General features: G+C 71.7%; 12 protein-coding genes. 9 read left to right on the forward strand and 3 right to left on the reverse strand.

What is annotated here, in order from left to right; translation table 11 throughout:
* Positions 1–103: 103 nt before the first annotated feature.
* Positions 104–1,888 (reverse strand): tyrosine-protein kinase domain-containing protein, encoded by a 1,785-nt coding sequence (locus tag AC08OP_RS10670; RefSeq protein WP_476614047.1) that lies wholly within the window; start codon positions 1,886–1,888, stop codon positions 104–106.
* Positions 1,889–2,005: 117 nt separating this feature from the next.
* Here AC08OP_RS10670 and AC08OP_RS10675 point away from each other — a divergent pair, with 117 nt between their 5' ends.
* Positions 2,006–4,027: a polysaccharide biosynthesis protein gene (locus AC08OP_RS10675; RefSeq protein WP_476614048.1), complete on the forward strand. Its 2,022-nt coding sequence runs from the start codon at positions 2,006–2,008 to the stop codon at positions 4,025–4,027.
* 158 nt (positions 4,028–4,185) lie between these two features.
* On the opposite strand, the gene AC08OP_RS10680 is transcribed toward AC08OP_RS10675, so the two are convergent.
* Positions 4,186–5,220 carry an NAD-dependent epimerase/dehydratase family protein gene (locus AC08OP_RS10680; RefSeq protein ID WP_476614049.1) on the reverse strand — a complete coding sequence of 345 codons (1,035 nt, stop codon included), beginning with the start codon at positions 5,218–5,220 and terminating at the stop codon, positions 4,186–4,188.
* Between the two features lie 160 nt (positions 5,221–5,380).
* Here AC08OP_RS10680 and AC08OP_RS10685 point away from each other — a divergent pair, with 160 nt between their 5' ends.
* From AC08OP_RS10685 to AC08OP_RS10695, 3 genes are all read left to right on the forward strand, one after another.
* Positions 5,381–6,145: a NeuD/PglB/VioB family sugar acetyltransferase gene (locus tag AC08OP_RS10685; RefSeq protein ID WP_476614050.1), complete on the forward strand. Its 765-nt coding sequence runs from the start codon at positions 5,381–5,383 to the stop codon at positions 6,143–6,145.
* A gap of 84 nt (positions 6,146–6,229) precedes the next feature.
* Positions 6,230–6,985: a tyrosine-protein phosphatase gene (locus AC08OP_RS10690; RefSeq protein ID WP_476614051.1), complete on the forward strand. Its 756-nt coding sequence runs from the start codon at positions 6,230–6,232 to the stop codon at positions 6,983–6,985.
* 85 nt (positions 6,986–7,070) lie between these two features.
* Positions 7,071–7,598: a lytic transglycosylase domain-containing protein gene (locus tag AC08OP_RS10695; RefSeq protein WP_476614052.1), complete on the forward strand. Its 528-nt coding sequence runs from the start codon at positions 7,071–7,073 to the stop codon at positions 7,596–7,598.
* A gap of 50 nt (positions 7,599–7,648) precedes the next feature.
* On the opposite strand, the gene AC08OP_RS10700 is transcribed toward AC08OP_RS10695, so the two are convergent.
* Positions 7,649–7,873 (reverse strand): RNA-binding S4 domain-containing protein, encoded by a 225-nt coding sequence (locus AC08OP_RS10700; protein ID WP_011437857.1) that lies wholly within the window; start codon positions 7,871–7,873, stop codon positions 7,649–7,651.
* A gap of 241 nt (positions 7,874–8,114) precedes the next feature.
* Between AC08OP_RS10700 and AC08OP_RS10705 the strand changes: the two genes are divergently transcribed.
* The 5 genes from AC08OP_RS10705 to fabF form a co-directional block, all read left to right on the forward strand.
* On the forward strand, positions 8,115–9,674 hold the full coding sequence (locus AC08OP_RS10705) for a PucR family transcriptional regulator (protein WP_476614053.1): 1,560 nt from the start codon (positions 8,115–8,117) through the stop codon (positions 9,672–9,674).
* 216 nt (positions 9,675–9,890) lie between these two features.
* Positions 9,891–10,922, forward strand: a complete 1,032-nt coding sequence (locus AC08OP_RS10710; RefSeq protein WP_476614054.1) for an ACP S-malonyltransferase — start codon at positions 9,891–9,893, stop codon at positions 10,920–10,922.
* On the forward strand, positions 10,919–11,866 hold the full coding sequence (locus tag AC08OP_RS10715; protein ID WP_476592807.1) for a beta-ketoacyl-ACP synthase 3: 948 nt from the start codon (positions 10,919–10,921) through the stop codon (positions 11,864–11,866). The genes AC08OP_RS10710 and AC08OP_RS10715 overlap by 4 nt, the downstream gene beginning before the upstream one ends.
* A 187-nt stretch (positions 11,867–12,053) precedes the next feature.
* Positions 12,054–12,302 (forward strand): acyl carrier protein, encoded by a 249-nt coding sequence (locus AC08OP_RS10720; RefSeq protein ID WP_011437861.1) that lies wholly within the window; start codon positions 12,054–12,056, stop codon positions 12,300–12,302.
* A partial coding sequence (gene fabF, locus AC08OP_RS10725) for a beta-ketoacyl-ACP synthase II (protein ID WP_476614055.1) occupies positions 12,299–13,504 on the forward strand: 1,206 nt, incomplete at its 3' end. The genes AC08OP_RS10720 and fabF, both read left to right, overlap by 4 nt.

Here is a 13,504-nt window from a genome sequence, read left to right on the forward strand (position 1 = left end):
CGCGTAAACAGGTCCGGAACCCGGTCCAGGTCCGGAACCGGATCTAGGACCACCGGATCCAGGCCCGGAGCGGACCCGGTGCTCTCCCCCGGTGGCGAACCCGTCATGGGGAGAACGGCGGCCGGGTCGCGCCGTCGTCATCCGGCGTCGTCCCGCCAGCCGGGTCCGTGCCGCGCGGTGTCCTTCCGCCGACGGAGATGATCTCCTCGGCCGATCCGCGTGCCGCCGGCACCCTGACATGCGGTCCGCCGCTCGGGCCGGTCGTGGCGCTCGGGCCGGTCGTGGCGCCGTCGGGCAGCGGGTCCCGCGCCGAGCTCCGCTCATCGCCACCGTCGACCGTCCCAGGACGCGCCGTGGCGGCGGGAACCGGCGTCACGGCCGAAGCCGGAGAAGCCGGAGCCGGTGGCGGCAGCGCCGGTGACGGAGGCGAGATGACCGGCCAGGCGGGCCGGACTCCGGAATCGGGCGCCGGGATCTCCAGGGTTCGGGGCGAGGAGGTCCTGGCGTGCCGGCCGCGTGGCGCGTAACCGTCGCGCGGGCCGTAGTCGTAGGCATCGGGTCCTTTGACCGGCACCATGTTCAGCACGGTACCGACCGCCCGGGCGTCGACCGCCCGCAGCGCCTCGACGGCCCGCCGGAGGTGCTCGCGGCGGGTCCGACCGGCCCGCATCACCAGCAGAACCCCCTCGACCCGGGTGGCGAGCACGACCGCGTCGGTCACCGGTAGCAGGGGCGGGGCGTCGACCAGGATGATGTCGAAGCGGGCGGACAGCAGGTTGATGAGTTCGGCCATGCCCTTGGAGCCGAGCAGCTCGCTGGGATTCGGCGGGATGGGGCCGCTGGCGAGGACCTCTACGCGCCCCTCCCCGACCCGGCCCTCCCCCCAGGGCTGCAGGACGTCGTCGAGGTCCGCGGCGCCGATGAGGACCGAGGTGAGCCCGGCGGCGGACTCGACCCCGAGGTATTCGCCGAACGACGGCCGTCGCAGGTCCCCCTCGATCAGGCAGACCCGCGCACCGCCCTGCGCCAGGGTGATCGCGAGGTTGCAGGCCACGGTGCTCTTGCCCTCGCCGGAGACCGCACTGCTCACCAGGATCGATCGAGGTCCGGTGTCCACCTCGACGAACTGCAGGTTGGTCCGCAGCTGGCGGAACGCCTCCGCCCGGGCCGAGCGGGGCCTGGCGTTGACGATGAGGGGATGCCGGGCGGCGGCACCGTCGTAGCCGATGACGGCGAGGTTGGGCAGCTCGGTCGTCTCACGGGCGTCGTCCTCACTGGACACACTCGTGTCGAGGCGATATCGGATGACCCCGGCGGCGATGCCGACGATCAGCCCGAGCAGCACTCCGAGCGCGAGGCTGCGGATCGGCTGGGGCGAGACGGGCGAGGCGGGCAGCTTCGCGTGTTCCCAGACAGTCACCCGCACGGAGGGCGGTTCGTCGACCGACGGCGTCTCGATCTCCGCAATGGTGGTGGAGAACGCCTCACCGACAGCATCTGCTATGATCATGGCTTGTCTCGGGTCGGGATCGCGCACGACAGCCTGGAGCAGCACGGTGTCCGGGACGGCGTGCGCGCTGATCTGGGCCCGCAGGGCCCCCGGAGTCGCGTGCAGGTGCAGGCGTGCGATCACGGCCGTCGCCACCCGCTCGCTGGCCACCAGGTTGGCGTAGGACTTGACGCGTTGCTGGGAGAGCAGGCCTCCCTGGTAGGCCGAGACGGCTCCGGCGCCGTTGTCCGGCGAGGAGACGACCATCGTCACCGAGGCGGCGTACTCTTTCGTCGTTCGCCAGGTCGCCGTGGCGGCCAGCAGCCCGCCGAGGACCATGCCGGCAATCATGATCATCCAGCTTCGGCGCAGAACACGGACGTAGTCGCGCAGCTCCACCCGTCGACCACCCTCCCGGGACCTCGGTCCCGACCACTCACCGTCATCGAAGACCGACTCAACATACTCGATGGGTAGTCATTCTTTTACTCTTAGCCACGCTTACTCTATGGCCTCATGTGGAGACGTAGAGTAGACGGAGTGAGTCATGGTCGGTGGACAGCACACATCGCACGGCGCGCCTCCCGGCTCAACCTCCGCCAGCGGGTTGGCCTGCAGATCACTCTGGACAGCGCGGCGCTGGTCCTGGGCCTCATCTCGGCCCAGATCGGCCGCTTGGACTTCACTCTCGGCGCGCTGAGCGATCTCGGCTTCTGGGTCATCTGCACGCTCGCCGTCTGCGTGCTCCACTTCCTGGGCACCGCTCTGCACCTCTACCTGGGGCGCTACCGCTTCGGCGGCTTCGAGGAGGTCCTCGGCCTGCTCGTGTCGGTCCTGCTCACGGTCGTCAGCGTGGTCGTCGTCATCGCCGTGTTCGGCTCCCCGAGACCCGTCCCGCTGAGCGTGCCGCCGCTGGGCGGCGCGGTGGCCCTGGTCGTGATGTTCGGCATCCGCTACCTCTGGCGGCTGACCGAGGAACACCTCCGCCGGCCGAACAGGGACCACGCCGAACCGCTCCTCGTGTTCGGCGCCGGTGACGGGGCCGAACGGGTACTGGCGGCCATGCTGCGCACCCGGGACAGTCCCTACTACCCGGTCGCGCTGCTCGACGATGACCCGAGCACGCACAACCTCCAGCTGCTCGGGGTCCGGGTACGTGGTGGCCGGGAGCGGATCGGCGCCGTCGCCGAGTCGACCGGGGCCAGGACCCTGCTCGTGGCGATCCCCAGCGCCGACGGCACACTGCTGCGGGAGATCAGCGCAATCGCCGAGGGCGCCGGGCTGACCGTGAAGGTGCTTCCCCGCGTCGCGGACCTGATCGACGGGCGGGTCGGCGTCGGGGACATCCGCGACCTCGACCTCGCCGACCTCCTCGGCCGGCGGCAGATCCGCACCGACATGTCCGCCGCCGCGAGCTACCTCGCGGGCCGACGGGTGCTCGTGACGGGGGCGGGCGGATCGATCGGCTCGGAGCTGTGCCGGCAGATCTCCGGCTACGGGCCGGCCGAACTGATCATGCTGGACCGGGACGAGTCGGCACTGCGCGCGGTGCAGCTGTCGATCTCCGGCCGGGCGATGCTCGACGACGACGCCATCGTGCTGGGCGACATCCGCGACATCGACCTGATGACCACGCTGTTCACGGAGCGCCGGCCCGAGGTCGTCTTCCACGCCGCCGCGCTCAAACACCTCCCGTTGCTCGAACGCTTCCCCGGCGAGTCGGTGAAGACCAACGTCTGGGGCACCCTGACGATCCTGGAGACGGCCGTGGCCTGCGGCGTCGACCGGCTGGTCAACATCTCCACGGACAAGGCGGCGAACCCGACGAGCGCCCTCGGCTACTCGAAGCGGATCACCGAGCGGCTCACCGCGTGCCTCGCCCGCCGGGCCCGCGGAACGCTGGTCAGCGTCCGGTTCGGCAACGTCCTGGGCAGCAACGGCTCCGTCCTGACCGTCTTCGCCGGCCAGCTGGCCGCCGGCGGGCCGATCACCGTCACCCACCCCGAGGTCACCCGGTACTTCATGACCATCCACGAGGCGGTGCAGCTGGTCCTGCAGGCTGGGGCGCTGGGATCACCCGGCGAGGCCCTCGTGCTCGACATGGGCGAGCCGGTGCGCATCGCGGACGTGGCCGCCCGGCTCGTGGCTCGGGAGAACCGGCCGATCGAGATCGTCTACACCGGGCTCGGCCGCGGCGAGAAGCTCCATGAGGAGCTCCTCGGCGCAGGCGAGGACGACCATCGACCGCACCACCCGCTGATCTCGCACGTGGGCGTGCCCGCCCTGGACCCGACCCATGCCCTCGCCCTCGATCCCTGGGCCCCGCCGGAAGAGGTGCTGGCCGAACTCGCGGCCCTCGCCGGCACGGACGCCGCGGCGGACGAGGTCCCGGCCGGCGCGGACCGGCCCGGGGACGGTACGGACCGACCCGTGGACGGGGCCGCGACCGCAGGCGGACCCCTGGCCGCCGCGGACGTGACCGGGCGGATTCCCATCCAGCCCACGGCGTCCAACCGTCGACCGCACCCGGCCCGGTAACCTGTTCGGGAAGGTCAAAAAGTCGTGAGTGCCGACGATGACAAGCGGATCGTTACAGCGATCCACATCACGGCGTGCCGTCACCGCGTGCCGTCACCGCGTGCCGTCACTGCCGCCCCGCACGGGGGCCGCACTCGCCGGTGCACGGGCCCCAGCCGTCACGGGAGGACGGCTGGGGCCGGTGCCCGGTCCGCCCCCAGCCGGTCGGCGTACCAGGCCACGGTTGCCGTCAACGCGGTGGTGAGATCCGCCCCGGGCGCGTCCGGGAACAGCGAACGCATCGTCGTCGTGTCCGCCGGGGAGTCCCGGATCTCCCCGGGCCGGGGCGCGGCGTGCTCGACGACCAGCCGCCGGCCGAGAATCCCCTCCAGCCGGGCGATCAGGGCGAGCAGGTCGGTACGGGTCCCGGACCCGATGTCGACCGGGTGTGGATGGGTCAGCCGGCGGCACACCGCATCGCACAGCATCCCGGTGACCAGCTCGACGGGGATGAAATCGCGCGTCTGCCGGCCGTCCCCGTGCACCGTCAGCGGCCGGCCGGCCAACGCAGCCTCGATAAAGGTCGGCACCACGGCCGCGTACGCGTGCCCGGCGGACTGGTACGGGCCGAACACGTCGAACAGTCTGACCGTGAGCACCGGCAGACCGAAACTGGCCTGGTAGGACAGCGCATATCCCTCGGCGGCGAGCTTCGAGGCCGCGAAGGGACTGCGCGGAAGGCACGGGGTGCCCGCCGACCGCGGCAGCGGGCCCGCGCCATCGGCGGCCGACCGGTCATCGGCCGCCGGTTGAACACCGGCCGCCGGCTGAGCACCAGCGGCCGATTGATCACCATAGACCGATGAGGAGGACACGACGACGACGTGCGTCTCGGCCCGGTGGGCGACGCCGAGCACCGTCAGGGTGCCGGTCGCGTTCACCGCGTGGGTGGCCATCGGGTCGAGCAACGACCGTTCGACCGACGGCCGGGCAGCCAGGTGCACGATGCTCGACGCTCCGGTGCACGCCTGTTCGACCAGCGTCCGGTCGGTCACGCTGCCGACGACGAGCTCGGCCGGCAGCCCGGCGAGATTCGACAGCGCCCCGGTGCTCAGATCGTCGATCACGACGACCTCCGCGCCCGCCGCGAGGAGCGCTCTGGTCAGGTGGGCCCCGATGAAGCCGGCCCCACCCGTCACGACTACCTTCACCATTCATCACCCTTCGAGATTATGATGATACGAATAGTAGTATGATCGGCCGCCTGCGCCAGTCATCTCTTCACGAAGAGCGACACCACGCCATCCAGAAGGTCCAATCGACTACTCTGAGTGTCAGATTGAACTCGTCTAGATCGGGGGCTACGGTCGCCGCGTGCCCGCTCACCTGCGCTCGCTGGTCATCGTGGGCGCGGGAGGGCACGGCCGGGAACTGCTCGATCTGGTGGAGGCGGTCAACGCGGCCACCGAGGGTCCCCGCTACGACGTCCTCGGCTTCGTCGATGACGACCGCGTGGACCCGGATCCACTCGCCCGGCGCGGAGCCGCGCTCCTCGGTGGACTCGACCTGCTCGATCGGCTCGACGCCGACTACCTGATCGGCTTCGCCGACGCGGCCACCCGGTCCCGCGTCGACCGGTACGCCAGCGCCCGCGGCCGGCGACCCGCGACCCTCGTCCACCCCCGGGCCAGCGTCGGAGGTGACGTGAAGCTCGGGCCGGGTACCGTCGTCTGTGCTCTCGCCAGCATCACCACCAACGTCGAAACCGGTCGGCACGTAGTGGTGAACATCGGCGCCAGCGTGGCGCACGACTGCCGCCTGGGCGACTACGTCACGGTCGCGCCGGGGGCCCGGCTCTCCGGTGCGGTGGCCGTCGGCGCGCGGGCGTGGATCGGCGCGCAGGCGAGCATCGTCGGCCTGCGCAGCATCGGCGACGGAGCGGTTGTGGGAGCCGGGTCCGTCGTCACCGACGACATCCGGGCCGCGCAGGTCGTCGCCGGGGTGCCCGCCCGGCCGATCCACATCGCACCCGAGCACGCCGCACCCGAGCACGCCGCACCCGAGTCGGGTGGGGCACACACGACGGCGAGGCTCGCCAGCCCTCCGCCCAGTCAGCGGGACGCCCCACCGTGTGGCTGATCCGCACCCCTGACCCGGCTGCACCCCTGACCCGGCTGCGCCCAACGGGCCCGGCGGCACCACCTCGGGCTCTACGATCAGCGTGTGGAGCGATGGTTCAACATGTCGGGTTGCGACAACGCGCGAGATCTGGGTGGGCTGCCTACCCTGGACGGTGCAACCACCCGATGGGGGGTATTCCTGCGCACCGACTCCGTCCAGGCCCTGACGGGCGGTGACGTGCTCACGCTGCGGGAGACATTCGGGCTACGCATGGTCATCGACCTACGGGCCAAGGAGGAGGCGGAGCGGGAGGGCCGCGGGCCGCTCGCCTACGAACCGGTCGCTTACCACAATCTGTCCTTTCTCCCCGGTGAATGGGTGATGCCGGACGACCCGCGCTACCCTGCCATCGTCAAGGACCGCGACTCAGCCGACCGAATCGAGCACTACCTGGACTACCTGCGCCTGGCCGGGGACTCGGTGGCCAGGGCGCTGCACCTGCTGGCCCAGCCGACGGCGGGCCCGGCCCTGTTCCACTGCGCGGCGGGAAAGGACCGTACCGGCGTGCTCGCTGCTCTGCTCCTCAGTCTCGTCGGCGTGCACCCCGAGGCGATCATCACCGACTACGTCCAGACAAACGAGCGCATCGACCGGGTCAACGCCCGCCTGGCCGACCGACCGTCCTATAACCACTCGGTGACCTCGCTCACCTCGGGCCAGCTGGCCTGCCGGCCCGAGGTCATGCGGGGCTTTCTGGCCGGTGTCGACACCGGTTGGGGCGGTCCCGCGGCCTGGGCTCGGCACACCGGTCTCACCGAGACCGACCTGCGGTCCCTGCGCACGGCCCTGGTTGGATAGCTTCGCGTGGACGAAGACCCTCGGGACGTGGCATGACGACGTGGGCAACGGGACACCCCCGATCCCGGGGACGGACAATGTGCGGATGATCAATGGGGCGCCCGCACGTTCTACCCTGGCCGCGTTCATCGTCATCACCCTGATGAGCGGCTGTGGCGTACTGCGGTACCCCCACCTCGACGTGCCCGACGACCTGGTCCCGGTCTTCCGGTCCGCGGCGGCGACCTACGGTGTCCTGACCGCCGCGCAGCTCGCGGCGCAGGCCCGGGTGGAGAGCAAGTTCGACGCGCAGGCGGTCTCGCGCGCCGGCGCCCGGGGCATCATGCAGTTCCTCCCCACCACCTGGGCCGAATTCGGGATCGACGGCAACCACGACGGGATCACCGACCCACTCGACCCGCTCGACGCCATCCCGTCCGCGGCCTTCTACGAGGCCCGGCTCGCCCAGGAGGTCGGGTATCTACCCGGCGACCGGGTCTCGCTGATCCTGGCCGCCTACAACGCCGGCCCGGGCGCCGTGCGAACCGCCGGGGGCATCCCCGACTTCCAGGAGACCAGGGCCTACGTGGCGAAGGTCCACGGCTGGGCGGACACCTACTCCGACCGGCTCTGACGCCCGGTGACCGGCAGACGCCCGGTGACCGGCGGAGTCGTGGCGATGGCTCATAGGACCCGGAGTGCCTCGCCGGCCACGGCAACCTCGTCCCCCGGCGCGAGCTGCCGGCCCCGCCGGGTCTCGACCTCCCCGTTGACCCGCACCATCCCGCCCGCGAGCAGCTCCTTCACCTCGGACCCGGCCTCGACCACATCCGCGAGCTTGAGGAACTGCCCCAGCCGTATCCCGTCTCCACGAATGCTCACCTCGCGCATACCCGCAGCATCCCGCATCGCCTCCGCTCCCGCCCTGCTCCCGCTCCTGTGGCCTTTCCCGCCTCGGCACCATCCCCCGTTCGGTGAATTCCACGCCCGGGACCAGGCCCGAGCGACCGGGGTATCCCGAACCACCCATCGGAGCCACCTGCCGGGACCGGCAATGCGCCGAGACCAGCGACATGCCGGGACCGGCAATGCGCCGAGACCAGCGACGTGCCGGGACCAGCAATACACAGGGGTGCGGGACGGCTGAGGCATGCTGACGGGCGTGGCAGCCTCCTCCTCGGATTCCTCCTCGGATTTCTCCTCGGACGCAGCGACCGGGACAGCCCGCCTTGAACCGGGGACACCCCCCGTCCCCACACCGACATCCGAGACCGAGCCGAGCCCCGAAACCGGGCCGGTGCCGGAGCAAGCCGTCGACTACCCGGAGCCGCGTATCCCTGATCTGGGCAACCCGTGGTCGGCCGGCGGGGCCAGCCCCAGACCCGACGGCGACCAAGCCCGACCCGCATCGACCGGGAGCACACCCGGCGGAGAAAGCACCAGCGAGGTGATCCGCCGGGTGGAACGGTCGAGCGGGATGCTCGCCTCCCGGGCGGCGGCCCGGATGGCGGAGGCGCTGCCCTGGTTCCCGGCCATGTCGGCGAGTCACCGCGCCGGAATTCAGCTCGTGGTGCAGGCCGGCATCTCGTCGTTCGTGGAGTGGTGCCGGCGGCCCGAACACGCCCGGGATCTGTCCGAGGACGTCTTCCGGGTCGCCCCGCGGGAACTCGTCCGCGCCGTGACCTTCCGCCGGCTCGTCGATCTGGTCCGGGTCGCGGTGGAGGCGATCGAGGCCGAGGTGCCGAACCTGGCCGGCCCGGAGCACGAGCAACGGCTGCTCGCCGATGTCCTGCGCTACTCCCGTGACATCGCGTTCGCCGGCGCGGTCGTCTACGCCCGCGCCGCCGAGGAACGCGGTGCCTGGGACGCCCGGCTGGAGGCGCTGGTCGTCGACCACGTGGTCCGGGGCGAGGTCGACCGGGCACTGCCGTCACGGGCGGCCGCGGTGGGCTGGCGTAACCCGCCGTCCGTCACCGTCATCGTCGGCACGGCCGGGAGCAACTCGCCGGAGGTGGTGGTCGACGAGGCGCACCGGCTCGCCCGCATGGCCCAACTGGAGGTTCTCGCCGGGGTCCACCATGATCGCCTGGTGATGGTGGTCGGCGGGAATTTCACTGCCGGCAGGGACGGCATCGGCCGTCCCGAGATGACCCTCCAGCCGGAGAACAGCGTCGAACCTCCCCCCACCGCGGGTACCCGCCCGGCCGGCGGCACCGCGCCGGTGAACACCGTCCTCGACGCGGCCCGGGCACTGCTTCCCGCCTGCGGGCCGGGCCCGGTGGTGATCGGCCCGGTGGTCGGTGACCTGACCGGGGCACCGCACGCGGCGCGGGTCGCCCTCGCCGCCACGGACGTGGTCACCGCCTGGCCGGCCGCGCCCCGGCCGGTCATGGCCCGCGCCCTGCTCCCGGAACTCGCCCTCGCGGGGAACGTTGACGCCCGGCGGGCGCTCATCGACGAGGTGTACGTCCCGCTGCGCGACGCCGGTACCCCGCTACTGGAGACCGCCGGGGCCTATCTCGACTTCGGCTCGTCGCTGGAGGCGACGGCCCGGGCGCTGTATCTCCACACCAACACGGTCCGCTACCGACTCCGTAAGGCCGCCGAGGTGTGCGGGCTGGATCCGGCGGACCACCGCGAACGCTTCATCCTGCATATTGCGCTCGTTCTGGGACGCCTCGACGGTGTGTTACCTACAGGAAAAACATGATCGTTCAAGTCCTCCCACGCCCCTCTCACCCCCGCGCGAGAATGGTCACATCGAACTACTTTGCAGGTCCGTCATGCCATTCCAGGCCGATGTCGGCGTCGCGCAGTAACGTCCGATCCAAACAGATCGGTTTGTAGGACACCTACAACAGCCGGTCGACACATCGGTGAGTAGCCGCCAGCGACAACCAGTCCTCGTGAGGGGTTAAGTGAACAGGTGCTCGCGATCCTCGCGCCCGGCCAGGGTGCACAGACCCCCGGACAGCTCCGCGCCTGGCGCGGTCTCGCGGGGGCGGAGGAACGGCTGCGCTGGTGGTCCGCCGCAGCCGGGATCGACCTGCTCGAAGCCGGGTGCGAGGCGCCCGCCGAGACAATCCGGGATACGGCGATCGCCCAGCCGTTGATCGTCGCGAGCGGGCTGATCGCGGCCGAACAGCTCGGGCTGCCGGTCACCTCCCCAGTCGGATCGGACACCCTGGTGCTGGCCGGTCACAGCGTCGGCGAGATCACCGCCACAGCCCTCACCGGTACCCTCACCGCCGAGGAGGCCCTCGTCCTGGTGGCCCTGCGGGGACGCGCGATGGCCGAGGCATCCGCCCGGGTCGAGACCGGCATGACGGCGCTGCTCGGCGGTGATCCCGAGGCGGTGGCCGCCCGGTTGAGCGAACTCGGCCTGACCGCCGCCAACCGCAACGGTGCCGGGCAGATCGTCGCCGCCGGCACCGCCCACGACCTCGCCCGGCTCGCCGCGGAGCCGCCCGCGGGTGTCCGGCTGCGTCCCCTGTCCGTCGCCGGCGCCTTTCACACCCGGCACATGTCCTCCGCGCGCGACGCGCTGGCCGCGGTCGCGGGCGGCATCCGGCCCGGGGTGCCGCGGGCCGCCGCGCTGTCCAACGCCGACGGGGCGATCGTCACCGACCCGGCCGAGCTGATCAGCCGGCTGGTGGCCCAGGTCGCGGCGCCGGTCCGGTGGGACCTGTGTCTCGCGACGCTGCGCGATCTCGGGGTCGGTGCGGTCGTCGAACTCCCCCCGGCCGGTGCTCTCGCCGGGCTCGCCCGCCGGGAACTGCCCGGTGTCACGATCCACGCGGTGAAGAGCCCCGACGACCTGCCCGCGGCCCGCGAGCTGGTCGCCGAGTACCTCGGCGACCAGCTCCTGAGCGCGAGCCCGGCGAGCCCGGCGGGCTCGGCCCCCGGAACTCCACCGGGCTCGACGACGGACGACGCCCTGGTGGGAGCGCGGGCATGACCGAGCTGACCGGTGCCCGCATGCTCGGCCTCGGCGTCTACCGCCCGGCCCGGGTGGTGACCAACGACGAGATCGCCCAGCGGGTCGATACCTCCGACGCCTGGATCCAGGCCCGTACCGGCATCGCCAGCCGGCGCATCGCCGACGACGAGGAGACCATCGTCGCGATGGGCGCCGCGGCCGCGGAGAAGGCGCTCGCCGCCGCCGGCCTCACCGCCGACTCGATCGATCTGGTGATCGGGGCGACCTGCACCTCTCCCTCCCAGATCCCGGGTGCCGGTCCGCAGATCGCCCATCGCATCGGGGCCGGCCGGGCCGGGGCGTTCGACATCAACGGCGCCTGCGCCGGTTTCAGCTACGCGGTGTCGACGGCCGCCGGCATGGTGCGCGCCGGCACCCTGCGCAACGTGCTCGTGGTGGCCACCGAAAGGCTGTCGGACTACACCGACTGGGACGATCGCAGCACCTGCATCCTGCTCGCCGACGGTGCCGGAGCAGCCGTGGTCGGCCCGGCGGAGACGAACGAGATCGGCCCCGCGGTCTGGGGGCACGATGGGTCCCGGCCCGAGACGATCCAGGTCCCCGGCTACGGCGACAACGTCTTCCGCATGGAGGGCCAAGCGGTGTTCCGCTGGGCGATCTCCCTGGTCCCGGTCCTCCGCCAGATCTGCGAGCAAGCCGGCGTGGCACCCGAGGACCTCGCGGGTATCGTTCCGCACCAGGCTAACCTGCGGGTCGTCGAAGCGTTGGTGACGGGTATCGGCGCCACGAACGCCGCCGTTGCCCGCGATGTGGTCGACGCCGGCAACACCTCCGCCGCAAGCATTCCGCTGGGACTCAGCCGGTTGCTGGAAAGCGGCGAGATCCGCCGGGGAGACCCGGTGCTGCTGTTCGGCTTCGGTGCCGGCCTGACCTACTGCGGGCAGCTCGTACGCTGCCCCTGACAACCTCGACCAACCCTCGACCAACCCTCGACGCCGCGACCGTCCCGCACCGCACTGCGGCGAGGCGTCCGATGACCACCAGCCCGACCGCGCCCCTGATCCAGGCGCCCGCGCTTCCGCGCTGGTACGCGGCAGCCCCGCGCACCACCCGCCACCGACCGACAACATCCCATCAGGAGGAACAATCATGTCCCAAGCTGACATCCTCGCCGGTCTCGCCGTCATCCTCGAAGAGGTCGCCGGTGTCGACCCGGCCGACGTGACGGCCGACAAGACCTTCATCGACGACTTGGACGTGGACTCGCTGTCCATGGTCGAGGTGGTCGTCGCCGCGGAGGAGAAGTTCGGGGTGAAGATCCCGGACGACGACGTGAAGACCCTCAAGACCGTCGGTGACGCGGTTTCCTACATTCAGCGGGCAGGTGTCGCGGCGTGACCACGACCCCCAGGCAGGTCGTCGTCACCGGCCTCGGGGCTACCACTCCCCTCGGTGGCGATGTCGCCTCGACGTGGGAGGGTCTGCTCTCGGGCCGCTCCGGCGTCCGGCGTCTCACCGAGGACTGGGTCGAGCAGCTCCCGGTCCAGATCGCCGCGCCGCTGGCGGTGGAGCCGCCGCTGGGTCGAGTCGAGGCTCGTACCCTCGACCGCAGCCAGCAGCTGGCTCTGACCGCCGCGCGTGAGGCGTGGGCTGACGCGGGCTCACCCGAGGTCGACCAGGAGCGCCTCGCCGCGTGTGTGGCCTCGGGGATCGGGGGCGTGCTCACCCTGCTCCACCAGCATGACGTGATCCGGGAGAAGGGCCCCCGGCGGGTGTCCCCGCACCTGGTGCCGATGCTCATGCCGAACGGCCCGGCCAGCACCGTGGGCCTGGCGTTCGGCGCGAAGGCGGGGGTGCACGCCCCAGTCAGCGCGTGCGCCTCCGGGTCGGAGGCCATCGCGCTGGCGCTGGACATCATCCGGGCCGGGCGCGCCGACGTCGTGATCGCCGGCGGTAGCGAGGCGGCGATCTCGGCGCTGACCATGGCCGGCTTCGCGCAGATGCAGGCGCTGTCCCGCCGCAACGACGCACCCGAGGCCGCCTCCCGTCCGTTCGACAAGGCACGGGATGGCTTCGTGCTCGGCGAGGGCGCGGCGATCCTCATCCTCGAGTCGGCCGAGCACGCGGCCGCCCGCGGTGCCCGGGTTCACGGCACCCTGGCCGGCGCCGGCATCAGCTCGGACGCCTACCACATCGCCGCGCCGGAGCCGACCGGTGCCGGCGCGGCCCGGGCGATCCGGGCGGCGCTGCGGTCCGGCTCGTTGGAACCCCGTGACATCGTCCACGTCAACGCCCACGCCACGTCCACCCCCGCCGGTGACGCGGCGGAGGCGCTGGCGTTGCGCAGCGCCTTCGGCGACCACACTGACGAGATCGCGGTGACGTCGACCAAGTCGACCACCGGGCACCTGCTCGGTGCCGCCGGCGCGGTCGAGGCCGTGTTCAGCGTCTTGGCGCTGCGGGAACGCCTGGTTCCCGCGACGCGCAACCTCGATGCTCTCGACGACGAGATCGCGCTCGACGTCGTGCGGATCGACAACCGGACAATCGGCTCGGGCGCCGCGCTGTCGAACTCGTTCGGGTTCGGCGGTCACGACATC

The sequence above is a fragment of the Frankia sp. CeRuru1 genome (assembly GCF_977966315.1).